This window comes from Paenibacillus apis, from assembly GCF_018333295.1.
Classification (GTDB): Bacteria; Bacillota; Bacilli; order Paenibacillales; family Paenibacillaceae; genus Fontibacillus; species Fontibacillus antibioticophila.
In genome coordinates, this window is record NZ_BORS01000022.1 from 39,144 (window position 1) to 63,686 (window position 24,543).

Genomic DNA, 24,543 nt, shown 5'->3' on the forward strand with positions numbered 1-24,543 from the left:
TTTTAACACATCATTGAATAAACGGAAATAAGAGGGGCCCGAAAGCCCCTCAACGTACGGGCTGCCGCGTTAAGCGACAGCCACCTCACTCACTGTAATCACTTCGATCAGCCCCCTTTCCAGTGATTCGTCGGCCCGACATCTATATTAACTCATATTGTCAGCAGCTTCGAAAGCGAAAGAACGTTTATAAATGTTTTTTACCGTGTATGGTATATAAGTTGAAACTTCATACGATGCCTTTCTGCGTAGCTTCTTTAGTTCAACTGATATAGAATGTTAAGAAGAATATCAACGAATCAAGGACGTGAAGGCAGTGGACTTATTTTCATTTCAACAGGAGCAAAATCCCTCCGGCAGGCTGCTCGCCGACCGGATGCGTCCGGTGACGCTGGATGAATATATCGGGCAGGAGCACATCGTAGGGCCGGGCAAGCTGCTGCGCCGTGCGATTGAAGCGGATCAAGTCTCTTCGATCTTGCTATATGGCCCTCCTGGTTGCGGCAAGACCACATTGGCCCATATTATTTCGCACCATACCCAGGCCGAGTTTGTTCGTCTCAATGCCGTCGATGCTTCCGTGAAGGATGTTCGCGAGGTGATCGAGAAGGCGCAGAATGATAAATCGTTCTATGGAACGAAGACGATCCTCTTCCTGGACGAGGTGCATCGCTTCAACAGCTCCCGGCAGGATGCGCTGCTCCCGGCGGTGGAGAAGGGAACGATTATATTTATCGGAGCAACGACGGAGAACCCGTTCCACTATGTGAATGGGGCTCTACTTAGCCGTTCTACGCTGTTCGAGCTGCAGGCGCTGACGAAGGAGCATTCGCTGCTCGCCATGAAGCGGGCGCTGGCAGATAAGGATAAAGGGCTGGGCCATATGCCGCTCCAGGTGGATGAGGATGCGCTACTGCATATCGCGGCCATGGCAAACGGCGACATTCGCCGGGCGTTGAATGCGCTTGAGCTGGCGGCGCTGACCACGCCGCCGGAGCAGGACGGCTCCGTGCACATCAGCCTTGCGGTGGCTGAGGAGTCGATTCGCCGTCCTCTGGTGAAGGCGGACGAGTCCACGCAATATGATGTGCTCTCCGCGTTCCACAAGAGCATTCGCGGCTCCAGCGATGCCGCGCTCTTCTGGTTCCTCTATGCCGTGGAGAATCTCGGCATGGATCCCATGACCTTCATCCGCCGGCTGATAGCGGCATGCAGCGAGGATATCGGCCTGGCGAATCCCCAGGCGATGGTTCAGGCGGTCAGCGCCCTGGAGGCGTACCGCAATAACGGCTGGCCCGAGGCGAAGCTGAACGTGGCCCAGGCCATTCTATTTGCCGTGGAGAGTCCGAAATCCAATGGCGTTGTGGCGGCCATCTCGCGGGCGATGTCAGCGATCGAGGAGGTCCGCTCCGCCGAGGTGCCGCTGCATTTGCGGGATGCCCATTACAAGGGGGCTGTCAAGCTTGGTCATGTCGGGTATAAATATCCGCATGATTATCCTAATCATTATGTAAAGCAGGAATACCTGCCGGAATCTCTGCAGGGAGAAGTGTTCTATCAGGCAACAGAGCAGGGAAATGAGAGTAAAATCCGTCATAATCAAGAACTGCGGCGAAAGGAATAAGAAGGGGACTGCCGAATAAGTCCCCAAAATAAAAAGTTGGGCGAGAACCACCATAAGGGGGAACCGCCCAACTTTTCTGTCCGTTCACTTTTGCCAAAGTAATATGCGCCTATGCACTTAATTCGCCGTATGCACTAAACTCACCGTATGAGCGCCCGAGTTGGCAATTATAGTGCCTTCTGGCACTAAATTCGCCAGAAGAGCGCCAGAGTCGGCAATTATAGTGCCTTTTGGCATTAAATTCGCCAGAAGAGCGCCAGAGTCGGCAATTATAATGCCTTTAAGCACTAAATTTGCCAGAAGAGCGCCCGAGTTGGCAATTATAATGCCTTTAAGCATTAAATTCGCCAGAAGAGCACCCGAGTTGGCAATTATAATGCCTTTAAGCATTAAATTCGCCAGAAGAGCACCCGAGTCAGCAATTATAGTGCCTTTTGACACTTATTTCGTCCGCATGAGCCCACACGCTTAATATCCAGCCGAACTTGCATAGCCTTGTGATCCGGTCGAAGAGTCAGAATATACGCTCTTACCGGTGCCGTCCCAGTTCAGGAACAGGCAGCTTTTCGGCCGCTTCGATAATTCCGCCTCCAAGGCAGACTTCTCCGTCGTAGAACACAACAGCTTGTCCAGGCGTAATCGCCTTCTGAGGCTGATCAAACTGTACATACAAGGTGCCGTCTTCGCGTTTCGAGACCGTGACGCCCTGATCAGGCTGGCGGTACCGGAATTTGGCGGTGCATTTGAACGTATCGGCCGGCATGTGGTCCGCTCCTGCGATCCAGTTGATATCAGAAGCAATCAGACCCGTCGAATACAGGCTTGGGTGCTTGTCCCCCTGTACTACATATAAAATGTTGCGATCCAGATCCTTCTCTGCAACAAACCAGGGCTCTCCGTTGCCCGAGCCGCCAATCCCAAGGCCTTGGCGCTGTCCGAGAGTATAGTACATCAGACCGTCGTGCCGGCCCTTAACCTCTCCGGTCACGATGTCGATCATCTCGCCGGATTTGGCCGGAAGATAATGACTCAAAAACTCCCGGAAATTCCGTTCGCCGATAAAGCAGACACCCGTGCTGTCCTTCTTCTTGGCGGTATAGAGCCCCGCTTCCTCCGCAATTCGGCGCACCTCAGGCTTAGGCAAATGACCGATCGGAAACATTGCCTTGGAGAGCTGTGTCTGATTAAGCGCATTGAGGAAGTAGGTTTGATCCTTGTTGCTGTCGACACCGCGAAGCAGCTTATAGATGCCGCCTTCGTCGATGACTCTTGCATAGTGTCCTGTCGCCACATAATCCGCACCGAGATCCAGTGCTTTGTTCAGGAATTCGCCAAATTTGATCTCGCGGTTGCACATCACATCCGGATTCGGAGTGCGTCCGCGCTTGTATTCCTCCAGGAAATAGGCGAATACTTTATCATAATATTCCCGCTCAAAATTCACGGTGTAATAGGGGATATCGATCTGCTCGCAGACACGGCGGACATCCTCGGCATCCGATTCGGCAGTACAGTTGCCGAATTCGTCGGTGTCGTCCCAGTTTTTCATAAAAATACCGATGACGTCATAACCTTGCTGCTTGAGCAGGAGCGCAGTCACCGATGAATCGACGCCCCCGGACATGCCGACAACGACGCGGGTGTGCTGGTTGGCTGTATTCATTCAATCACTCCTTCAGGCTTCCTTGAGCCTGTGTACATTTTATCAAATCTATGCCTGACAATCGATAGCCCTGTGTCAAGCTGTTCAGCGTGTTTTGCAAAAGCATCAGGATGTGTTACTATTACAGAGATAAGTGATAGGAATAAGAAGGTATATTATTAATCGACCAAAGGTCCATTATATAAAGTTTATCCGAAAAATGAAAGAGGTGGCTTCTTTGAAGATTTCTACAAAGGGACGCTATGGCCTGACCATTATGATGGAGTTGGCTGCCAAGCTGGGCGAAGGGCCGACATCCTTGAAGAGCATTGCGGAAAAAAATCAACTGTCTGAGCACTATCTGGAGCAATTGATTGCTCCGCTTCGCAATGCCGGTCTGGTCAAGAGCGTTCGCGGGGCATATGGGGGGTATATCCTGTCGCGTGATGCCAGCGAGATTACTGCAGGCGATATTATCCGCGTATTGGAGGGCCCGATTTCCCCGGTGGATTTCACGGAGGAGGACGATCCTGCCAAACGCGATCTTTGGCTGCGGATTCGGGACAGCATTGCCGACGTGCTGGATTCGACAACACTGGAAAGCCTCGTAACTTACGAAGAGCAGGGAGCAAAAGATAGCTATATGTTCTACATTTGAGGGAGGATCAAGTGCTTGGCTAATGTACAATAGAAGCAGGGAGGCTGCGCTACAGCCTCACCGGTACAAACACTTGGATGGGATACCTCCAAACTTGTTGTTAAAAAATAACCTGTTCCCTTGGCGCTGACCTGGGCGGGTTATTTTCGTTCGTACAAATTATCCCATGAGTCTGCCTACAGGGCAGGCTTTTTCTTTTTATGTCCTTCTTAATTGCAATTGGAAATTGGAGGATTTAAGATTCTAGCGTACAATTTGATTAATATTGAGTCATTCCGCTCACAATAGCCGTAATAATTAATGTACATTCAGATTCTAAAGAAGAGGTGTTGCTTGGTGTGGCATGATAAGTCAACAGATACTGTTCTAAAGGAACTTGAAGTGAATCCTGATGTAGGATTAACTTCGCAGGAGGCTGAGGCAAGGCTGGCGAAGTACGGTGAAAATAAGCTGAAAGGCAAGCCGAAGAAAAGCCTGGCGGCCCTCTTTTTTTCTCAATTGAAGGATATGCTGATTTACGTATTGCTTGGCGCGGCTGTTATTACGCTTATTGTGGGCGAATATGTGGACGCGGTCATTATACTTGCGGTCGTTTTTTTGAATGCGGCGATTGGCGTATTCCAGGAGCAAAAGGCAGAAAAGGCCATCGAAGCGCTTCAACAAATGACGACGCCCCGGACGCTTGTTAGACGAGACGGGGATATTAAAGAGATCGATTCGGTCCATGTTGTTCCGGGCGATATCGTGATTTTGGATGCCGGACGCTATATCCCGGCCGATCTGCGGCTGATCTCGGGAGCGAACCTTCAGATTGAAGAATCTGCACTTACCGGGGAATCCGTGCCTTCAGACAAGGATCCTGACGCCCTATTGGAAGGTCCTAAGACGCCAATCGGTGATATGGCCAACATGGCATTCATGTCTACGCTTGTTACATATGGACGTGGTGAGGGTGTGGCTGTTGCTACGGCGATGGATACAGAAATGGGCAAGATCGCAAAAATCCTGGACGAAGACGATCAAAGCATGACACCGCTGCAAATTAAGCTTGAGGAGCTTGGCAAGGTGCTCGGCTATATCGCGATCGGCATCTGTGTTGTCATCTTTATCATCGGCTTGCTCCAGGGACGCGACCTGTTTGAATTGTTCCTGACCTCGATCAGCTTGGCTGTAGCTGCGATACCGGAAGGCTTGCCGGCAATTGTGGCGATAGTGCTGGCTCTGGGCGTAACCCGCATGTCGAAGCTGAACGCTATTGTGAAGAAGCTTCCTGCGGTTGAGACGCTTGGATCGGTCAATATTATATGCTCGGATAAGACGGGAACCTTGACACAAAATAAAATGACCGTTGTCAAGCATTACACAGCCGCTCCACTGGGCGAGGAGCCTCCGGTGGAGATGATCAAGACCTTCGTGCTGTGCTCGGATGCTACCTTTGAAGAGGGCCAGGGAACGGGAGACCCGACAGAGATTGCTTTGGTCGTCTACGGCCAGCAGCATAATCTGATGAAGAAATCGCTGGAGGCGGAGTATAAGCGGGTTGCTGAAAAGCCGTTTGATTCCGACCGAAAGCTGATGTCCACCCTGAATCAGACTAGAAAAGGTTATCGCGTCCACACGAAGGGTGCGATTGACCAGCTGCTGAAGGTATCCGCGACGACCGTTGTGAATGGAGAGGTCGTGCCGCTTACGGAAGAGCTGAAGCAGCAGTATTTGCAAGCGGCGGAAGCGATGTCTGACGATGCCTTGCGGGTGCTGGCAGCGGCATTCAAGGATACGGAGGCTGTGATCAGCCCGGATGAGATGGAGAAGGATTTGACTTTCCTGGGCTTTGTCGGCATGATTGATCCGCCTCGTCTTGAAGTGAAGGATTCGATCCGCGAAGCCAAGCTGGCTGGTATTACCCCGATTATGATTACGGGAGACCACCGGAACACGGCCGTGGCCATCGCCAAGGAGCTGGAGATCGCGGCTTCAATCGACCAGAGTATGACCGGTGCGGAGATCGATGAGCTGAGCGATGAGGAATTTGCCCGGAGAATCCAGAACATCCGAGTCTTCGCTCGCGTATCTCCGGAGCATAAAGTGAAGATTGTGAAAGCCTTCAAAGCTCAAGGGAATGTAGTCTCCATGACGGGCGACGGAGTAAATGACGCTCCTTCGCTGAAAAGCGCGGACATTGGCGTAGCTATGGGGATCACTGGTACGGATGTATCCAAGGGTGCCAGCGATATGATTTTGACGGACGATAATTTTACTACGATTGTAAAAGCCATTCGGGAAGGGCGGAATATCTATGCTAACATCCGTAAGACGGTTACTTTCCTCTTGTCCTGTAACTTTGGCGAAATCGTAGCCATTCTGGCTTCAATTATATTTTTCTGGCCGTTGCCGTTGCTCGCGACCCAGATTCTCTGGATTAATCTTGTTACGGATACGCTGCCAGCCATCGCGCTGGGTGTCGATCCAGGGGAGAAGGATGTCATGAAGCGCAAGCCGAGAGATCCGAAGGAGAGCTTCTTCTCGAAGGGAGTAGCAACTCAGGCTGTACTTGGGGGGCTTCTCATCGGATCATTGACCCTGGTTGCCTTCTATTTGGGACTCAGAGAGCACGGATACAGTCTTGGAGCCGGCTCCATTCCTGAGGATGTGATGACATATGCGCGGACCATGGCGTTTGTGGTGCTTGCCGCTTCTCAATTGTTCTACTCCTTCGCCAAACGGAGTTCGACCAAGTCGATCTTTGAGCTGGGTCTGTTCTCTAACAAGTTTCTTGTGCTGGCTGTTCTTGCCGGTTTTGCGCTTCAATTCGCTTCGATCACCATCCCGTTCCTGGCGGATGCTTTTAAGGTACAGAACCTGAGTCTCGCCGATTGGGGAATTGTTATCGCTCTTGCCTTGGTGCCGCTGTGTGTTAACGAATTGATCAAGCTTGGCAAGAAGCTTCTTGCAAGAAATTAATCGGATTATCGCTGCTTTTGTAGAAAACCTCCTTTCGGGCCAGGTTACGCTGTACAAAACCCGGGAAACATATTAAGATGGGGATGCACTTGCGGCGGTCGGATTAGATAACAACACATGAATCACAGAACCTACTGTGATACCAACACGATGGCCGTCCCGTTCGGGACGGTATTTGTGTTTTTCAGATGATTGCCCAAAAAGTGCAGCAGGAGTTCTATCCTGAAAAAAATCAAGGTGATGAGAGAATGAATACGATATATCTTGATCATGCGGCTTCAACGCCCGTTCATCCTGAAGTGATGGAGACGATGCTGCGTGTGATGAAGGAGCATTATGGAAATGCCTCGAGTGTGCATGCTTTCGGACGTGCGGCCAAGCGTCTTGTGAACGAGTCAAGAGAGCAGGTGGCTTTGTTGGCGGGATGCCGAACGGATGAGCTTGTCTTTACAGGCGGGGGAACAGAAAGCGATAATCTGGCCTTGTTCGGTGCGGCAAAGGCGAATCAGCATCGCGGCCGTCATATCATAACGACTCAAGTTGAGCATCATGCCGTGCTGCACACATGCAGACAGCTGGAGAAAGAGGGCTTTGAACTAACATATCTTCCAGTTGACAAGTACGGAATCGTACATCCTGAGCAAGTAGAGGAAGCGATTCGTCCAGATACGATACTTGTCAGCGTGATGTACGCGAACAATGAAGTGGGGACGATTCAGCCGATTCGGGAAATTGCAGAAGTTACAGCGGCCCGGCGGATCCTGTTTCATGTCGATGCTGTACAAGCCTTTGGCAAGCTTCCGATCGATACAAGCAAGCTCGCTGTAGATTTGATGAGCTTCTCCGCTCACAAGATTAACGGCCCGCAGGGTGTCGGGGCATTATATATCCGCCAAGGCACGCCGCTTGATCCGCTGTTCTTCGGCGGGCTTCAAGAGCGGAAGCGTCGGGCGGGAACCGAGAATATTGCTGGTATGGCCGGTTTTGCTGCGGCTGCTTCATTAGCAAGCAAACAGCTTCCGGTGCTCGGGGAACAGGATGAGCTCATGCGATTAACCCTGCTTCAAGCACTGCAGCTTCATGTCGGTGCCGAGAACTACCATCTGAATGGGCACCCGGAGGCCGGATACAGATTGCCGCATATTGTGAATATCAGCTTTCCGGCGTGTGACACAGAGACGATGCTGATGAATCTTGATCTTGAAGGTATCGCGGCTGCCAGCGGGTCAGCTTGCTCATCCGGCACTCTGGAACCATCCCATGTGCTTGCCGCCATGAATCTTCCACAAATATTTTTGCGTTCAGCGATTCGATTCAGCTTTGGTTTGGGTAATACTAGGGAGGAATTAGAGAAAACCGCCGAAAAAATTGGAACTATACTGAACCGTCTTCGTAATAGAAGATAAATGGGCTTCTGCACGTTTTTTCGGGGAGGAGGTTGGCTCGTAATACAGGGGATCCACAAGATTGCCCATACAGGAGGATCCAACGCATGAAACTTCAGGAGTTGACAGGTTTAGCCGTATTTGATGTAGAAGACGGTAAACAGGTCGGGGATGTCCTAGACGTCCTGCTGAATGAACAGTGGAACATCGTCGGCATTTTGCTGGAAGGGAAGCAAATGTTCTCAGCCAGCGTGAAGGTTGTGTTCTGGGATGACATTATCGCTTACGGTGAAGATGCCGTAATGATTCGCAATCGACAGGCAATCCGCAAATGGGATGCCGAGAATATACAACTTACCTTTTTATCGGGCAATGGGAAATTGAAGGAGCTTCCGGTTCTGACCGGTGACGGTACGATGCTTGGTCACGTTTGTGATGTTTATTTTGACCAGGAAATGGGAAATACAATTACAGGGATAGAAATCAGCGACGGCTTAATCTCCGACCTGATGGAAGGCCGCAAGGTGCTGCCCTACATAGACGGTATGATCAAGGGCGAAAATGCAATTATGGTGCCCCCCAACAGTGATGAGCTGCTTGAGGCGCCTTGAATCTGTTAACGGATAGGTGATTAATGAAGATGAAATGTCCAAATTGTAGCTCTAAGGATATCGGGAAGATTGGATCCCATCAGTTTTATTGCTGGGGCTGTTTTATCGAATTGACGGTAAATGGAGACAAGATGTCAGTGTATCAGGTGGAAGAGGACGGCACGCTCAGCTCGCTGGATGATTTGTTCTTTGGCGACGAGGTTATGCAGGATTATCCGCAAATGCATTTGACTTAAAGTAAAATAGATATCGGTTTTGAATGCAGCGGTGGAGTGTGAACTCTTACCGCTGCTTTTTTAGTTCAGTCGGAGAAACCCGGAACAATAGCGATCGTAAGAACACTCCTCACGTTGCCTCCAGCGTACAATCACTGGCTCAACCTGCAATTTCCCCGCATAGTTCAAAGTGCCGCGGCAAAAGCTACAACAGGACATTTAAATATTGACAACAATGATCATGACGAAATCACATTTTCAATTCATTGATAATGAAAGCGCTATGAAATAGGATGGAGTTAAGAAGAGCACGAGGGCAGCTCCCCTCAAGCTTTCGATATAAGCTTCCAAGGAGGTTCAAGATATGAGTATGGAAACAGCAGAAACAAAATCCGGTGGAGGGGTAAGAGTGCGGGTCCAGCAATTCGGGCGTTTGCTCAGCGGGATGGTGATGCCGAATATCGGGGCATTTATCGCCTGGGGTCTGATTACTGCTTTGTTTATCTCTTCAGGGTGGCTTCCAAATGAAACACTGGCTACACTTGTAGACCCAATGATCAAATATTTGCTCCCGCTCCTGATCGGCTATACGGGCGGATCCATGATTCACGGCAAGCGCGGTGCGGTTATCGGTGCAGTTGCAACGATGGGTGTCGTTGTCGGCGCATCCATTCCAATGTTCTTGGGGGCAATGATCGTAGGTCCTTTGTCCGCATGGATTTTGAAGCAATTTGATAAGTTGGTTGATGGAAAAATCAAGTCCGGCTTCGAAATGCTTGTCAACAACTTTTCGCTGGGTATTCTTGGTGCATTGCTGGCAATCGCCGCTTTGACAGGGATTGGTCCTTTCGTTGAAGTAATCACTAAAGCGTTGTCTTCAGGCGTAGACGTTCTGGTAGGAGCAGGCCTGCTGCCGCTTGTAAACGTTCTGATTGAGCCAGCAAAGGTACTGTTCCTGAATAATGCCATTAACCACGGGGTATTGGGCCCGATCGCATTGGAGGAATCGCTTCGGGTTGGTAAATCCGTAATCTTCATGCTTGAATCCAATCCAGGTCCTGGTCTTGGCATCCTGCTTGCTTACATGCTGGTGGGTAAAGGATCGGCTAAGCAATCTGCTCCAGGCGCTGCGATTATTCATTTCTTCGGAGGTATTCATGAGATTTACTTCCCGTACATCCTGATGAATCCTCGTCTGATTCTAGCCGCAATTGGCGGCGGTGTGACAGGTACATTCACGTTCCAGCTGTTCAATGCAGGTTTGGTCGCAGCTCCAGCGCCGGGCAGTATCTTTGCTTACATTGCCATGGCTCCTAAGGGCGGCTTGCTTCCGGTATTCTCCGGTGTTATCACGGCAACGATCGTATCGTTCCTGATTGCGGCATTGCTGCTGAAAACGGGTAAACAAAAAGAAGACGAAACTTCTCTGGAAGAAGCTGCCGAGAAGAGCCGTCAAATGAAGGCTGCCGGCGCTTCCGCCGCTCCTGCCGCGCAATCCGGCGTTCGCAAAGAAAATGTGAATAAGATCGTCTTCTCTTGTGATGCAGGAATGGGCTCCAGTGCCATGGGCGCTTCGATCCTCCGCAAGAAGATGCAGGAAGCAGGTGTTAACGTAACTGTCGTGAACTCGGCGGTAAGTGAAATTCCTGCAGATGCGGATATCGTCATTACACAGAATCAATTAACTGAACGCGCCAGAATTGCCAAGCCGGATGCCGAGCATATCTCCATCGATAACTTCCTGAAGAGTCCGAAGTACGATGAGCTCGTTGACCGTTTGAAAGGCTAACAGCATTCGTGATATCATCACTGCGTTCCCTAAAAACGCTGGAGCACCCCTCCAGCGTTTATCTTAGTTTTATGCGGGAGGGATGAAATGAGGAGATTTTCCGCAAGACAAAGGCAAATTCTCATGTTTCTCCTGAACCGGAAAAACGGGGTGACAGCCGCCGAAATCGCAGAGACAATCTCCGTGAGTGTACGCACAGTGCACCGGGAGATGGATGATTTGGCCTTAAGACTAAGCCCTTACGGTCTCGAGCTGTACCGTAAATCAGGAACCGGCATATCGATTCGCCTGCTGGGCGGAGAAGTTCCAGGAGAAGAGACGCTTAAGGCGTTCCGTGAAACGGTTCTGTCCGTCAAGCCGACAGACTTCTCCGGCGAGGAACGGCTGATTCTGTTAATGTGCGAGCTGCTGGAGGCTGTGGAGCCGGTTAAAATGTTTGCTCTCGCCCACACGATGAACGTAACCTCGGCAACGATCAGCAATGATCTCGATGTACTGGAGTCTGAGCTGTCCAAACTCAAGCTAAACTTGATTCGGCGCAGGGGCTACGGTGTAGAGATTGAAGGGGAAGAAGAGAATATTCGCGCAGCGATTGCCCAAATTGCTTCCGATGAGCTGGAATATTCAGATCTGATCGGGAATTCCCCCTCTAAGGAAGGCTTGGTTACCCGCCGACTCCTGCAGCTTGCAGGCAAAGCGAACTTGCTGCAATTGGAGAACAGTCTTTGGGATATGAACTGGGATTGGACCGAGAGGCTGAGTGAGCAGCATTATACCTCGCTACTGATCGCTCTATCCGTGATGCTAACCAGGGTTGCCTCCGGTCGGGTCATTGAGATTCAAGAGGCAGATCCGCAGGCAGAGGGCGGAGAACAACAGGTCATCGACCAGGCCAGACAAATTGCAGGCGCGCTGGAGCGGGAGTTCGACATTCAACTGCCTCCGGGGGAAATTCATCATATCGCAAGACTATTTCTGGCGGCCCGGGAGGATTCGCCGGAATTAGCCCGTGTCGATCTGGAAATCATGGATATTGCCGAGCGTCTGATTGAAGAGGTGGTCAAGCGAACAGGACTGCCCTTTCATGAAGATCGATCGCTTCGTGTCGGGCTTCAAGAGCATTTGAATCCGGCACTGAAACGGATCAAGGAAGGAGCAAGAATCCGCAACCCGCTGCTCAGTGCGATTCGCAAGGATTACGAAGAATTGTTCAAGGTGATGCGCTCTTCTGTCAATGAAATTAAAGGCGGCTTCGAAGTGCCTGACGAGGAGATCGGTTTTCTGGTCATGCACTTTGGCGCCTCGGCTGAACGGTTAAGCCAGCTGGGCAGAAATGTGAAGGCGATTCTGGTCTGCTCCAGCGGCCTTAGCTCATCCAAGCTGTTGGCTACAAGGCTGGCCAAGGAGATGCCTCAGATTGAAGTGCTTCGTAATGCTTCCTGGTATGAAGCAGCAAGGCTTCCGGAGGAGGATTATGATCTTATTATTTCAACGATTAATCTGCCGATTCCTGAGGATCGCTACATCCGCTTGAGCCCGCTGCTAAGCCAGGAGGATGTGGAACGGCTGCTTAACCATATCCAGAGCATCACACTGCGGGAGCGCTCGGCTCCCAGGCAGGCGGACTTCCAGGAGGAGAGGGCGATTCACCGGCTTGTAAAGCTGGGGAACATGCTTCATGAAATCGTCTCCCTGCTAAAAGGCTTCCGGCTGTATGAATTGGATAATACCGATTGGTCCTTGGAAGGAATCTTGGGGGAAGCGCTGGAGCTAATGAATGCCTCGGGGGCCGGAAGCGAAGATGGAATGATTGCAGATGTTCCGGCGGTCGTGCAAAGGTTGACAGATCGGGAACGTATGGCGACCCAGATTATTCCGGGCACTTCACTAGCATTGTTTCATACGAGAAGCAGGTTCATCCACAACAGGGCTGTTTCCTTATTCAGATTGACTCAACCGATGCTATTAGGTCAAGGAGAGCCCGTCCAGGTCATTCTATTAATGCTCGCTAATCGCGAATTATCAAGAGAGAGCCTTGAGGTATTAAGCGAGATCAGTTCCTTGCTGCTGAAGGCTGAAGTGGTTCAGTTGCTGGAAGTCGGCTCCGAGGAGCAGATTCGTAATGAATTGGCTGAAGAGCTGCTGTCTTTTTTTGAGAATAACTAATAATATTAGCTTCATAACAAAATTTGACTGAAGGAGAGAGAATTGATGAGCATACTGTCTACAGAGAAAATTGTATTGGATGCGAAAGCAAGTCATAAAAATGAAGCCATCCGCCTGGCTGGTGAATTGTTGGTAAAAGCGGGCCATGTTACTGAGGATTACGTGGATAAGATGCTGGAACGCGAAGAAATTGTATCCACCTATATGGGGGGCGGACTGGCAATACCCCATGGCACCAAAGAAGCCAAGTCCCTGGTTAAATCGACGGGGATGTCGATTGTACGCTTTCCGGAAGGGATTGATTTTGGCGGGGATGAGCCTGCGTTTGTCGTGATCGGCATTGCTGGAGCAGGCGGCGAGCACATGGAGATTTTGACGCAGGTTGCCATGATTTTCTCGGATGATGACAGCATTGAGAAGGTCATGGATGCCCGGACGAAGGAAGAAATTCTAGCCATCTTCCAAGGAGGAGATTTCGCATGAAGGCAGTCCATTTTGGAGCGGGGAATATCGGACGGGGATTCATCGGGCTGCTTTTGGCCCGTTCCGGATATGAGGTATGCTTTGCCGACGTCAACGAGCGTCTTGTCGAAGCCTTGAAGGAGCGTAAAGAATATCCTGTAACCCTGGCGGATGAGAAACAGGAGACAACGATTGTTACCGGGGTAACTGCGGTGAACAGCAATACAGAAACGGCTGAGCTGGTTGAAGCCATCGCTGAAGCGGATCTGGTCACGACTGCTGTCGGTGTCTCCATCTTGAAGCATATTGCCGGAGCTATTGCTAATGGCATCATCCAGCGCGCAGAACGCGGATCGGCACCCCTACATATTATTGCCTGCGAGAATGCCATCGGCGCAAGCTCTCAATTGAAGCAGCTGGTCTATGAACAGCTGGATGCTGAAGGAAGAAAGTACGCGGATGAGCATATTGCCTTCCCGGATGCCGCGGTGGATCGTATCGTGCCGCTGCAGCAGCATGAGGATATTCTGAAGGTTGTAGTGGAACCCTTTTTCGAATGGGTTGTGGATAAATCCCAACTGCTCCCGGAGCATCGCGTGATTGAAGGAGTCAAGTATGTAGAGCATCTTGAGCCTTATATCGAGCGAAAGCTGTTTACGGTGAATACGGGCCATTGCTCGGCTGCCTACATTGGAAACCTGCATGAATATGATACGATTCAGACAGCGATGAATGATGCCGAGGTCGTCAACCATGTGGCATCTGTTCTGAAAGAAACAGGAGCGATGCTGGTTGCTAAGCACGGCTTCGATTCAAAAGAGCATGAAGTCTATATTGCAACCACGCTGGAGCGCTTCCGGAATCCGGCTCTCAAGGATGAGGTAGCCCGGGTAGGGCGTTCTCCTATCCGCAAGCTGTCCCCGCTTGATCGTCTGACTTTGCCGGCATTGCGCGGACATGAGCTTGGCACCGGGTATTTGTACTTGGCGAGAACGATGGCCGCAGCTCTGTTCTTTAACGCAGCAGATGATCCTGAAGCGAACGAAGTACAGACAACGCTTAAGGAGCATGGTCCGGCTTATACCATCAGTAAATATTCGCAAATTCCTGATTCCCATCCGGTACATCAGGAAGTGATGAAGCAATATGAAATTCTTCAATCCCGTATCTAGTTAACACAAAGAATGATCGGTATCGTCGCCGTGCTGCCTCTCCGTGAAATTCGGATTTGCGGACGGCGATTATTTTTTTCCAGAAGGGCATATACTTTCATCATAGCTGGTCCGACTCCGAGTTCCGGAAGGGGGACACAAGGATGGAGCAATTGATGAAGAGTAAAGCTTTTCGTTACGGGGTATGGCTGCTTCTTGGTTTGGTCATCTTGTATTTCATTTGGCTGCTGCGTCCCTTGTTTGCAGTGGTCTACCGGTTTCTCAGCACGATCTTCGCCCCATTTATTGTTGCGATGATCATCTCATATGTCTTGAATCCTATTGTTCGTATGCTAGGCAGCCGGAAGGTTCCACGGACAGCGGCGGTGCTGCTGATCTATGCGGTATTCCTGACCAGTCTGGCCGTGATTCTAATGAATGTCATTCCGATGTTCGTTGAGCAGGTGGAGGAGCTGGGCGAGCATTTGCCCCAGATTACCTTTCAGACGCAGCAGCTTATGAATCGCTGGGATGAGGGGATTTTTCCGGGCAGTATTCGGATGGGCATGAATAATTGGTTTTTTCAGCTGGAGCATCGGCTTGCGGCTTCTATCTCGGGCTTTCTGGATAATCTGGGAACCACGCTTGGCGTTGTATTTAACGCGTTTATCGTACCGTTCTTGATTTTTTACATGCTAAAGGATTTCGAATCGATAGAGCGCATGATATTGCGTGTCCTTCCGAAATCGCGCAGAAAGTCCATTGTAACTTTGCTCAAGGATATCGATGAGGCGCTGGGCAATTACATTCGCGGTCAATTGCTGGTCTGCGTGATCATTGGCGTGCTTGCCTATATTGGTTATATGATCATCGGAATGCCCTTTGCCCTGCTGCTCGCAGGCATTGTTGCCGTGTGCAACATCATTCCCTATGTGGGACCGTTCCTGGGAGCGGCGCCTGCCATGCTGATGGCAACCACGATTTCGTGGAAAATGGTCCTGCTGGTGCTGCTCGTCAATATGATCTGCCAGACGGTGGAGAGCAATATTATTTCACCTCAAGTCGTAGGCAGAACCTTGCATTTGCACCCGATGTTTATTATTTTCGCTCTGCTTGTCGGAGGGGAGATCGGCGGGATCATCGGCCTGGTATTGGCAGTCCCTTTCTTCGCCGTATGCAAAGTGGTGATCCAGCATTTCTACGCCTACTACATTCGCAGGAAAACAGCTTAGCTGCGCCAAATTTAAAGCGCTGTGAAGCAGATTGACAGCAGAGAGGTCCGCTTATATACTAAATTTATATGTCTGCATGTTGATAAAAACGTTGACGAAAAAAAGTATGTCCGCCCGATTTTCCCAGAGAAGGTGTTCCTTCCCCGCTGCGATACGTAGTTTACTGACGTAATACTCGGGGAATGGCTGAAAGAACCCGAATCTCGCCGGACAGAAACGCTGTTTTCCGAGTGTGAGTTAAAAATTCACCGGCTGGTGCCCGTTATCGGACCATACAAGGCGATCGACTTCTGTGATGTCTATTTCAGAAGCGATAACCAGGGTGGTACCGCGAGATAATCGTCCCTGATATTCAGGGGCGTTTTTTCTGTTTGGCACCATTTTGCTTCACATTTCATGGTACAGGAGGATGTTATAGATGAAAGCAAGTGAAATTCGCTCTAAATGGCTGCAATTTTTTGAAGGAAAGGGACATAAGGTGGAGCCCAGCGCCTCGCTCGTTCCCCATAATGATCCGTCCCTGCTCTGGATTAGTGCCGGCATGGCGCCGCTTAAGCCGTATTTTGACGGACGGGTCAAGCCTGACAATCCGCGTCTGACCAACTCGCAAAAATGCATTCGTACCACCGATATTGAGAATGTCGGCAAGACGCGTCGTCACCACACCTTTTTTGAAATGCTGGGGAACTTCTCGTTCGGGGATTACTTCAAGGTGGAGGCCATTACCTGGGCATGGGAATTTTTGACCGGCAAAGAGTGGATTGGGCTTGATCCGGAACGGCTGTCTGTAACCGTGTATCCCGAGGATGAGGAAGCGTTCAAGCTCTGGAACGAGGTCGTCGGCATTCCGGCTGAACGGATTGTTAAGCTGCAGGACAACTTCTGGGATATTGGCGAGGGACCGTGCGGGCCATGTACCGAGATTTTCTACGACCGTGGAGAGGCTTACGGGGATCTTAGCGATCCGGAATGCTATCCGGGCGGAGAGAATGAACGATTCCTGGAGGTATGGAATCTGGTGTTCTCCCAATTTAATCACAATAAAGACGGCAGTTATACGCCGTTGCCGAATAAAAATATTGATACCGGTGCAGGTCTCGAACGCTTTGCTTCTCTTCTGCAAGATGTGGATTCCAACTTTGACACCGATTTGTTCCAGCCGATTATTCAGAAGAGCGCCAGTCTCGCCAAGGTGACTTACGGGGAAAAGGAAGACGTCGATGTGGCTCTGAAGGTTATCGCCGACCATATCCGTACCGTAACCTTTGCTGTTGCTGACGGTGTTCTTCCGTCGAATGAGGGCAGAGGCTATGTTATCCGGCGTTTGCTGCGCCGCGCGGTGCGTTACGGCAAGCTGATCGGATTGGATAAACCGTTCATGTACCAGCTGGTGGAGACTGTTGGCGATATTATGGGCGGATACTATCCTGATGTCGTTACTAAGCGCGAGTTCATTGAGAAGGTTATTTCCTCAGAGGAGGAGCGCTTCCATGAGACGCTAAGCGATGGTCTCGCTATTCTCGCCGAGATGAGTGCCGAAGCTAAAGCGGCAGGGAAAACTTGGATCGGTGGGGCAGATGCCTTTAAGCTGTACGATACTTATGGTTTTCCGCTTGATCTAACAGAAGATTTCGCGGCTGAACATGGGCTCGGTGTTGACCGGGAAGGGTTCGAAGCGGCAATGGAGGAACAGCGCGAGCGCGCTCGTGCGGCCCGGCATGAAAGCGGCAGTATGAAGGTGCAGGGAGGGGTTCTGTCCGACTTTACGACTAAAACAGAATTCATTGGATATAATGAGCTTGAAGTTAGCTCCGAAATTATAGCCTTGATCGCAGACGATCAGTTCGTAGATGTTCTGACTGCCGGCCAGAGCGGCCAGGTGATCCTGTCGAAAACTCCGTTCTATGCAGAAAGTGGCGGTCAGGTCAGCGATAGAGGAATGCTTCAAGGCGAAACGGGAGCGGCTGAGGTTCAAGGCTTGTTCAAGGCTCCGCATGGTCAGCATGTGCATCAGGTTACGGTTACGGCCGGCGAGCTTCGCAGCGGTTCCAGCGTGAAGGCCGAGGTGAACCGGGAGCTTCGCGGCGGTGTGGTGAAGAATCATACAGCGACCCACCTTCTGCATAAGGCGCTTAAGGAGACGTTGGGCGAGCATGTCAATCAGGCGGGCTCCTTGGTGGAGGCTGATCGCCTGCGCTTCGACTTCTCGCATTTGGGCAGCATCAGTGCTGAGGAACTGGCGACGATTGAGCACCGAGTGAATGAACAGATTTGGAAGGCGCTTGATGTCAAGATTGAGCTGAAGCCGATTGATGAAGCGAAGGCGATGGGAGCCATGGCTCTGTTCGGTGAAAAATACGGTGATATCGTTCGTGTTGTACAAGTCGGCTCTTATAGCCTGGAGCTTTGCGGTGGCTGCCATGTGAGCAATACAGCCGAAATCGGCCTGTTCAAGCTGGTAAGCGAGAGCGGTATCGGCTCCGGTGTTCGCCGGATTGAAGCGGTAACGGGCCGAGGCGCTTATCTGTTTATGGATGGCCAGCTTGAGCTGTTGAAGCAATCGGCGGCATTGCTTAAGTCCAATGTTTCCGATGTGCCAAAGCGTATTGAAGCATTGCATTCGCAGCTTAAAGACCTTGCCCGTGAAAATGAGTCTTTGCAAAGCAAGCTGAGCGCAATCGAGGCCGGCGAATTGACAGACCGCGTGATTGAGGTTGGAAATACCAAGCTGCTGTCGGTTCAGGTTCAGGCGAGCAGTATGGACGCGCTGCGCGGACTGGCTGACGAGCTGAAGGTCAAGCTTCCGGATACAGTTCTTGTACTTGGTGCAAGCGTAGAAGACAAAGTGAGCTTTGTCGTTGTTGTACCGCAAGAGGAAGTGAAGCGCGGGCTGCATGCCGGCAAGCTGGTGAAGGAAGTTGCGGCTGTCTGCGGCGGCGGCGGCGGCGGCCGGCCTGATATGGCTCAGGCCGGAGGAAAGGATATCTCCAAGCTGGAGGAAGCCTTGAAGCTGCCGGCTAAGCTGATTGCTAAGTAATCAATTGCTATGTGAATATATCCAATATTAGTTGGACTGATAATACGGATATTAGGCATAAGTGTGAAGTGTGGTGATAGAAGCGGTAGCGTTCGCCTTTGTGAGCGGATTTCTTCCTTATGGTGGCTGAGTTCAATCAAAGAAATCCGCGAACAACAGTGAACGTAGCCACACTTCATACGTTGCCAGCAGAACGTGGTATTAGTAATCCAACTTATAAAACCGGATATTTCCTTATGAGGCCCATGATGTGATATAGTAAAGGTAGAATTAGACTCAACTAGGCAAACGTGCAGGCCGCAGTTTGAAGAAACGAGGTGTTATCGTGGACTCCATGGATAAAACCGTCAAGTTTAATGTCACTGGCGACGAGCAGGAGGCTTCCTCGGAGGAAATCCTGCTTGCGGTATACGAAGCGCTCAAGCAGAAGGACTACAACCCGATTAATCAAATCGTTGGTTATCTGTTGTCCGGAGATCCGGCCTACATTCCCCGGCATAACAATGCCCGGAGCTTGGTTCGGAAGAAGGAGCGCGACGAACTGATCGAGGAATTGGTCAGATATTATCTTGCCGGACATCGTTAGGAGATTTCATGAAAATTTTAGGATTGGATTACGGGGATCGGCGAATCGGAGCAGCTGTCAGCGATGCTTTCGGCTGGACTGCTCAAGGCCTGGAGGTTATTGAACGCCGCAAAGAGGGAACCGAGCTTGATCGGATCGCAGCCCTGGTGCAGGAGCATCATATCGAGGAGGTTGTGGTTGGACTTCCGAAGAATATGAACGGCACCATCGGCCCCCGTGGTGAATTATGCATAGCCTTTGCCGAGGAACTGAGAGCATTGCTCCAGCTTCCCGTTCATTTATGGGATGAGCGTTTAACTACGGTATCTGCCCATCGCACGTTGATCGAGGCGGATGTCAGCAGGAAAAAACGCAAAGGGGTCGTTGATAAAATGGCCGCAAGTCTGATTTTGCAAAATTATTTGGACTCTAAGAGTCAAAGGTGAGGGTGATCGCACATGTCTAAAGATCGTATCGGCAATGAAGAAGAACCGGAAATTATTTACATCCCTGATGATGAGGGGAATGAAGAAGAATTCGAAGTGATTATGAAATTCGAAGTCGACGGTTCGGATGCCAAGTATATGATGGTCGTTCCTTTGGATTCAACTGAACAGGAAGATGAAGAGAGCGAAGAAGTATACGCATTCCGTTACGAAGAAGACGGAGATGACCTGAAGCTGTATACGATAGAGAGCGATGAGGAGTGGGAAATCGTTGAAGAGACGTTCAACACCCTCATTGATGAGTTTGACGGAAGCGAGGACGACCATGACTGAGTATCGGGCGGATCAGGTGATATGGACTACCCGTGTCATGGATGCCTTCGGTGAGATTGTTGAATTGCAGGATGAGACAGGTAAGGTTTCCTACTATTCCGTGGAAAAGGAATTCGACGTTGCAGGTAATTCTTATGCCGTTCTGCGGAATGATGAAGGCCGTGATGAAGATGAGCCTGAGCTTCTGAAGATCGTTGTACTACCGGATGGAGGACTCGAACTCGTTACGATTGATGACGATGAAGAATGGGAAAATGTAGCAGAGCTGTATGATGAATTAACGTTCCCGGAATAGACCGGGTCTGGAATGTGTGATATCATAGATCGGACTGGGAAGGGCGGGACAACCGCCCTTTTTGGCTGTAAAGGGGTTGATCTGTTGAGGAAGGTATTGAAAGGGCTCGGGATTCTGGTTCTGATCCTGATTCTTGGCGCCGCCGCAGGCGGGTGGTATGTATATTCCGGCATGCAGCCGGTGGACTCTGCTGAACAGGATGTGCGAATTACGATTGAGCCGGGAATCGGAACGAGCGCCATTGCAGATCTGTTGGAAGAGAACGGCCTTATCAAAAATTCATTCTTCTTTGTATCTTATCTGAAATGGAAATCCGAAGGGAGCCGATTTCAGGCGGGTATCTATGATTTGAAGCCAGGCGTAACTTATGACGAGATTATCGCCAAACTCAATTCAGGCGATGTGGTAAAGGCGGAGATGATTCGCTTTACAATTCCGGAAGGCTATACTGTTATGCAGATGGCGGATAAGCTTGCAGAACAAGGGATTGCGGATAAAGAGATATTTTTAGAGCTGGTGCAGCAAGGAGATGGGTTGACCTCTTCATTGTCAGGTGATTTGCCTAGCGGAGATGCTCTGAAATATCGTCTGGAGGGATACCTCTTTCCAGAGACGTATGAGCTGAAGAAGGGGAGTACAGAAGCCGATATTATCAATCGGATGCTGGAAGAGACAACCAAGCGGCTTAACGGAATAGCTGATTTTGATGCCAAATTGTCCAAGACCGGTCTTTCTCTGAACGAGCTTATGACGATTGCCTCGCTCATCGAGCGTGAAGTGGTTGCGGACGCTGAACGGAGGCTTGTGGCCGGCGTAATCTATAATCGGTTGGAGAAGGACATGAAGCTGGAAATTGATGCAACGGTTCAGTATCTGCTTGACAAGCCCAAGGAGCGGTTGCTTAACTCGGATCTGCGCAGTGTAGACAGTCCCTATAATACTTATCTGTATGCCGGACTGCCGCCCGGTCCAATTGCTGCGCCAAGCTTGAAGTCCGTTGAAGCTGCGCTGGAGCCGGAGGCCTCCGAGTACTTGTTCTATGTAACCAAGAAGGATGGAAGCGGAGAGCATCTGTTTGCCAAGACATATAAAGAGCATTTGAAGAATATCGAGACTAGCAAGAATTAGGCTAATTAATTGAGGTGAACAAGCAATGTGCAAGAAACCTGAGCTTCTGGTACCTGCAGGGTCGCTGGAAGAGATCGGCGAATACCTGGGCGCGGGTGCGAACGCTGTATTGATTGGCAATGTAAAATACGGGATGCGTTTGCCCGGTGATTTTTCGATCGAAGACATTCGGAAGGCTGTTGCCTATGGGCATCAGCACAATGCGAAAATATACGTAAGTATAAGCAAGCTTTTTCATAATGAGCAATTGGAGGAACTGAGGACTTATATTCTTCAACTGGCAGACGCTAAGGTAGACGGGATTCAATTTGGTGATCCTGCCGTACTTAGACTTGTCAAAGAGATTGCTCCCCAGCTGACGCTCCATTGGAATGCCGAGATGACCTCGACCAATTATTCGACCGCCAATTATTGGGGAGACCGAGGAGCGAGCAGGGTAGTGCTTGCCCGTGAGCTGAATATGGATGAAATAACAGAAATGCAGCCGTCTCTTCGCATCGAGTCAGAGGTGCAGGTTCATGGCATGACCAATATCTATCACTCGAAGCGCCGTCTGGTCAACAGCTATATGACCCATCAGGGGCGTCCTGTCTCCGGAACAGACCTGGGTCCAAAGCGCGGGTTGTTCCTGATCGAAGCCGAACGACCGAATGAAAAGTATCCGATTTATGAAGATGAGAATGGCACGCATATCATGAGCTCAGATGATTTGTGCATTCTTGAGGATTTGCATGTATTGCTGGCAGCTGGACTTGACAGCTTTAAGATCGAAACCATGATGAAGCCGGTGAGCTACAACAAGACAGTTATTCAGGTGTATCGTCAAGCTATTGATACTTATATGGAAAGTCCTGAAGACTATGAATTTAATGAGGAGTGGATGGATGAGATTCGCCGGGTTCAGGATCCCGAGCGGGAGCTCTCCTTTGGCTTCTTCTATAAAGAGCAGGTTTATTAATCCAGCAGAGAGGTGAACGAAGATGCAGACAACAACCAAGACACATGTGCGTAAATATTCAGGCAGACGAAATCGCCTCAGCAAACCGGAATTGCTCGCACCTGCCGGAAATTTGGAAAAACTGAAGTTCGCGATTCATTATGGAGCAGATGCTGTATATATTGGAGGACAAAAATACGGCCTTCGTTCGAATGCGGATAACTTCAGCTTTGAGGAAATGCGCGAAGGCGTTGAATTTGCCAAAAAATACGGGGCAAAGGTATTCGTTGCCACGAATATTTACGCCCACAATGAGGATCTCGGCGGAATTGAGGAATATTTGCGCAACTTGTACAACGCCGGGATTTCAGCAGTTATCGTGGCGGATCCGGTTATTGTTCAGACGGCGCAAAAAGCAGTGCCTGGCCTCGAGGTTCATTTAAGTACCCAACAGTCCACTGTGAACTGGCAGGCTGTTCAGTTCTGGAAGGAAGAAGGTCTCCCGCGGGTGGTGCTGGGCCGAGAGACAAGCATGGAAGAGATAGAAGAGATCAAACGGCATGTAGATGTAGAAATTGAAGCCTTTATCCATGGCGCGATGTGCTCCTCCTATTCCGGACGATGCGTATTATCGAACCATTTTACGGATCGCGACTCGAATCGCGGCGGGTGCTGCCAATCCTGCCGCTGGAAATATGATCTGTTTGAGGATGCGCGTCCTGAGGCTGAGACATGGATCTCGGAGGAAGAAGCGCTTAGTGATCCGGTTCTGCAAAAATTCCAGCTGGGAGTTAGCCAGTTGCCGCAATTTACGGAGGACGACAATGCCTTTACGATGGGCTCCAAGGATCTGTGCATGATTGAGCATGTTCCGGACCTGATCGATGTCGGTGTTGACAGCTTTAAGATTGAAGGACGGATGAAGTCTATTCACTACGTTGCAACGGTAGTCAATGTTTATCGTCAAGCGATTGATTCGTACATGGCGGATCCGGACAACTATGTCCTGAAGCCGGAATGGATCGAAGAGATCAATAAAGCAGCGAATCGTCCGCTGAACACCGGCTTCTTCTACGACACGCCGGATCATGAGGACCATATCTATGAGCCTGAAGAAAAGGCAGCTCCTTATGATTTTGCCGGTCTTGTGATGGAATATGATTCCGAGACAGGCATGGCAACGGTGCAACAGCGCAATCACTTCAAGCCCGGGCAAGAAGTGGAGTTCTTCGGTCCGGGCGGCACCTTCTTCAAGCAAACGGTCGGAACGATCTGGGATGAAGAAGGCAATGAGCTGGATGCAGCACGCCACCCTCTGCAAAGAGTGAAATTCAAGGTAGACCGGCCGGTATCCTATTTTGATATGATGAGAAAAAAGAAGTAATAAAATGAAATTATCAGAAGAGGGTGTCCCAGAAGTCATCATAAGATGAACTGAGGGCACCCTCTTTCATTTCGTCAAGCAAAAAGAAACCGCTCTCTGGGAAAATGGAGGTACCACCTAACCATAAACCAAAGGAGACGGTTTCTTTGCTCACTTTCGATATAGCAGGGATAACTCTGTTTTCAATATAAGCAATGCGGTCATTTGGTCTAAGGAAGCAAGCACTTGGTCTAGTTCAACGGACATTATGTCTCCTTACGGTCCGCCTTTGGATGAACCAGAATTGTAACGGACATTTTGGCTGCTTAGAGAGTAGAATCGCGTGAACCAGAGTCGTTTGAGCGTCCTAAGCGCCCGAAATGTCCGTTAGCCCTTCCAATCATAAGAAAAAGTCTGCTAAGAGGCTAGAATGAGACTGTCTATTTTCTGTGTAAAAATGTACTACCCTGTCCTTTAGTTCTGCAAACAAACCGCAATTCGGGTACTTCAAAGGTGATTTTGGGGAGCAATTGCCCAGTCATT

At 50.2% G+C, this 24,543-nt stretch carries 22 protein-coding genes; 19 read left to right on the forward strand and 3 right to left on the reverse strand.

Annotated features, from left to right (window positions below; all coding sequences use genetic code 11):
- Positions 1 to 316: 316 nt before the first annotated feature.
- Positions 317 to 1,624: a replication-associated recombination protein A gene (locus KI362_RS22710; RefSeq protein WP_301630653.1), complete on the forward strand. Its 1,308-nt coding sequence runs from the start codon at positions 317 to 319 to the stop codon at positions 1,622 to 1,624.
- A 117-nt stretch (positions 1,625 to 1,741) separates the two neighbouring features.
- Here the strand turns inward: KI362_RS22710 and KI362_RS22715 are convergent, their stop codons facing one another.
- Both KI362_RS22715 and mnmA read right to left on the reverse strand, forming a co-directional pair.
- The gene (locus tag KI362_RS22715) at positions 1,742 to 2,065 is read right to left on the reverse strand and encodes a hypothetical protein (RefSeq protein WP_301630654.1); all 324 of its coding nucleotides are present in this window, start codon (positions 2,063 to 2,065) and stop codon (positions 1,742 to 1,744) included.
- 88 nt (positions 2,066 to 2,153) lie between these two features.
- Positions 2,154 to 3,287: a tRNA 2-thiouridine(34) synthase MnmA gene (mnmA, locus tag KI362_RS22720; RefSeq protein ID WP_301630655.1), complete on the reverse strand. Its 1,134-nt coding sequence runs from the start codon at positions 3,285 to 3,287 to the stop codon at positions 2,154 to 2,156.
- A gap of 217 nt (positions 3,288 to 3,504) precedes the next feature.
- On the opposite strand from mnmA, the gene cymR reads away from it, so the two are divergent.
- The 18 genes from cymR to KI362_RS22810 all read left to right on the forward strand — a co-directional run bounded on the left by cymR (position 3,505) and on the right by KI362_RS22810 (position 24,021).
- Entirely contained in the window at positions 3,505 to 3,924 is a 420-nt protein-coding gene (cymR, locus tag KI362_RS22725) for a cysteine metabolism transcriptional regulator CymR (RefSeq protein WP_044479643.1), read from the forward strand.
- 336 nt (positions 3,925 to 4,260) lie between these two features.
- Positions 4,261 to 6,885: a cation-translocating P-type ATPase gene (locus KI362_RS22730; protein WP_301630670.1), complete on the forward strand. Its 2,625-nt coding sequence runs from the start codon at positions 4,261 to 4,263 to the stop codon at positions 6,883 to 6,885.
- Between the two features lie 248 nt (positions 6,886 to 7,133).
- A complete protein-coding gene (locus KI362_RS22735) occupies positions 7,134 to 8,291 on the forward strand; it encodes a cysteine desulfurase family protein (RefSeq protein WP_301630656.1) in 1,158 nt (385 codons plus the stop codon).
- Positions 8,292 to 8,377: 86 nt separating this feature from the next.
- Positions 8,378 to 8,881 (forward strand): PRC-barrel domain-containing protein, encoded by a 504-nt coding sequence (locus KI362_RS22740; RefSeq protein ID WP_301630657.1) that lies wholly within the window; start codon positions 8,378 to 8,380, stop codon positions 8,879 to 8,881.
- A gap of 29 nt (positions 8,882 to 8,910) precedes the next feature.
- Positions 8,911 to 9,117 (forward strand): hypothetical protein, encoded by a 207-nt coding sequence (locus KI362_RS22745; protein WP_044479640.1) that lies wholly within the window; start codon positions 8,911 to 8,913, stop codon positions 9,115 to 9,117.
- 343 nt (positions 9,118 to 9,460) lie between these two features.
- Positions 9,461 to 10,885 carry a PTS mannitol transporter subunit IICB gene (locus KI362_RS22750; RefSeq protein ID WP_044479639.1) on the forward strand — a complete coding sequence of 475 codons (1,425 nt, stop codon included), beginning with the start codon at positions 9,461 to 9,463 and terminating at the stop codon, positions 10,883 to 10,885.
- An 87-nt stretch (positions 10,886 to 10,972) separates the two neighbouring features.
- On the forward strand, positions 10,973 to 13,051 hold the full coding sequence (locus KI362_RS22755; RefSeq protein ID WP_301630658.1) for a BglG family transcription antiterminator: 2,079 nt from the start codon (positions 10,973 to 10,975) through the stop codon (positions 13,049 to 13,051).
- Positions 13,052 to 13,096: 45 nt separating this feature from the next.
- The gene (locus KI362_RS22760; RefSeq protein WP_301630659.1) at positions 13,097 to 13,534 is read left to right on the forward strand and encodes a PTS sugar transporter subunit IIA; all 438 of its coding nucleotides are present in this window, start codon (positions 13,097 to 13,099) and stop codon (positions 13,532 to 13,534) included.
- Entirely contained in the window at positions 13,531 to 14,685 is a 1,155-nt protein-coding gene (locus KI362_RS22765) for a mannitol-1-phosphate 5-dehydrogenase (protein ID WP_301630660.1), read from the forward strand. The genes KI362_RS22760 and KI362_RS22765 overlap by 4 nt, the downstream gene beginning before the upstream one ends.
- Before the next feature lie 143 nt (positions 14,686 to 14,828).
- Positions 14,829 to 15,896: an AI-2E family transporter gene (locus KI362_RS22770; RefSeq protein WP_044479634.1), complete on the forward strand. Its 1,068-nt coding sequence runs from the start codon at positions 14,829 to 14,831 to the stop codon at positions 15,894 to 15,896.
- Positions 15,897 to 16,314: 418 nt separating this feature from the next.
- Positions 16,315 to 18,933, forward strand: a complete 2,619-nt coding sequence (alaS, locus tag KI362_RS22775; RefSeq protein WP_301630661.1) for an alanine--tRNA ligase — start codon at positions 16,315 to 16,317, stop codon at positions 18,931 to 18,933.
- A 325-nt stretch (positions 18,934 to 19,258) separates the two neighbouring features.
- Positions 19,259 to 19,519, forward strand: coding sequence for an IreB family regulatory phosphoprotein (locus KI362_RS22780; protein ID WP_044480076.1), 261 nt, complete (start codon positions 19,259 to 19,261; stop codon positions 19,517 to 19,519).
- Positions 19,520 to 19,527: 8 nt separating this feature from the next.
- Positions 19,528 to 19,944 carry a Holliday junction resolvase RuvX gene (gene ruvX, locus KI362_RS22785; protein ID WP_044479632.1) on the forward strand — a complete coding sequence of 139 codons (417 nt, stop codon included), beginning with the start codon at positions 19,528 to 19,530 and terminating at the stop codon, positions 19,942 to 19,944.
- Positions 19,945 to 19,956: 12 nt separating this feature from the next.
- Positions 19,957 to 20,277, forward strand: a complete 321-nt coding sequence (locus KI362_RS22790) for a DUF1292 domain-containing protein (protein ID WP_044479631.1) — start codon at positions 19,957 to 19,959, stop codon at positions 20,275 to 20,277.
- Complete coding sequence (locus tag KI362_RS22795; RefSeq protein ID WP_301630662.1) at positions 20,270 to 20,572, forward strand: DUF1292 domain-containing protein; 303 nt, start codon at positions 20,270 to 20,272, stop codon at positions 20,570 to 20,572. Before KI362_RS22790 ends, KI362_RS22795 begins: the two co-directional genes overlap by 8 nt.
- Positions 20,573 to 20,656: 84 nt before the next feature.
- A complete protein-coding gene (gene mltG, locus KI362_RS22800; RefSeq protein WP_301630663.1) occupies positions 20,657 to 21,700 on the forward strand; it encodes an endolytic transglycosylase MltG in 1,044 nt (347 codons plus the stop codon).
- Positions 21,701 to 21,725: 25 nt separating this feature from the next.
- Positions 21,726 to 22,658, forward strand: a complete 933-nt coding sequence (locus tag KI362_RS22805; protein ID WP_301630664.1) for a peptidase U32 family protein — start codon at positions 21,726 to 21,728, stop codon at positions 22,656 to 22,658.
- Positions 22,659 to 22,680: 22 nt separating this feature from the next.
- Positions 22,681 to 24,021, forward strand: a complete 1,341-nt coding sequence (locus KI362_RS22810; RefSeq protein ID WP_301630665.1) for a peptidase U32 family protein — start codon at positions 22,681 to 22,683, stop codon at positions 24,019 to 24,021.
- A gap of 13 nt (positions 24,022 to 24,034) precedes the next feature.
- Here KI362_RS22810 and KI362_RS22815 read toward each other — a convergent pair whose 3' ends face one another.
- Positions 24,035 to 24,175, reverse strand: a complete 141-nt coding sequence (locus KI362_RS22815; RefSeq protein ID WP_301630666.1) for a hypothetical protein — start codon at positions 24,173 to 24,175, stop codon at positions 24,035 to 24,037.
- Between the last annotated feature and the right edge of the window lie 368 nt (positions 24,176 to 24,543).

Coding starts and splice junctions, on each gene's coding strand:
- mnmA (WP_301630655.1), bottom strand. CDS start 3,287: ATGAATACAGCCAACCAGCACACCCGCGTCGTTGTCGGCATGTCCGGG.
- KI362_RS22735 (WP_301630656.1), top strand. CDS start 7,134: ATGAATACGATATATCTTGATCATGCGGCTTCAACGCCCGTTCATCCT.
- KI362_RS22740 (WP_301630657.1), top strand. CDS start 8,378: ATGAAACTTCAGGAGTTGACAGGTTTAGCCGTATTTGATGTAGAAGAC.
- KI362_RS22745 (WP_044479640.1), top strand. CDS start 8,911: ATGAAATGTCCAAATTGTAGCTCTAAGGATATCGGGAAGATTGGATCC.
- KI362_RS22750 (WP_044479639.1), top strand. CDS start 9,461: ATGAGTATGGAAACAGCAGAAACAAAATCCGGTGGAGGGGTAAGAGTG.
- KI362_RS22755 (WP_301630658.1), top strand. CDS start 10,973: ATGAGGAGATTTTCCGCAAGACAAAGGCAAATTCTCATGTTTCTCCTG.
- KI362_RS22760 (WP_301630659.1), top strand. CDS start 13,097: ATGAGCATACTGTCTACAGAGAAAATTGTATTGGATGCGAAAGCAAGT.
- KI362_RS22765 (WP_301630660.1), top strand. CDS start 13,531: ATGAAGGCAGTCCATTTTGGAGCGGGGAATATCGGACGGGGATTCATC.
- KI362_RS22770 (WP_044479634.1), top strand. CDS start 14,829: ATGGAGCAATTGATGAAGAGTAAAGCTTTTCGTTACGGGGTATGGCTG.
- alaS (WP_301630661.1), top strand. CDS start 16,315: ATGAAAGCAAGTGAAATTCGCTCTAAATGGCTGCAATTTTTTGAAGGA.
- ruvX (WP_044479632.1), top strand. CDS start 19,528: ATGAAAATTTTAGGATTGGATTACGGGGATCGGCGAATCGGAGCAGCT.
- KI362_RS22790 (WP_044479631.1), top strand. CDS start 19,957: ATGTCTAAAGATCGTATCGGCAATGAAGAAGAACCGGAAATTATTTAC.
- KI362_RS22795 (WP_301630662.1), top strand. CDS start 20,270: ATGACTGAGTATCGGGCGGATCAGGTGATATGGACTACCCGTGTCATG.
- KI362_RS22805 (WP_301630664.1), top strand. CDS start 21,726: ATGTGCAAGAAACCTGAGCTTCTGGTACCTGCAGGGTCGCTGGAAGAG.
- KI362_RS22810 (WP_301630665.1), top strand. CDS start 22,681: ATGCAGACAACAACCAAGACACATGTGCGTAAATATTCAGGCAGACGA.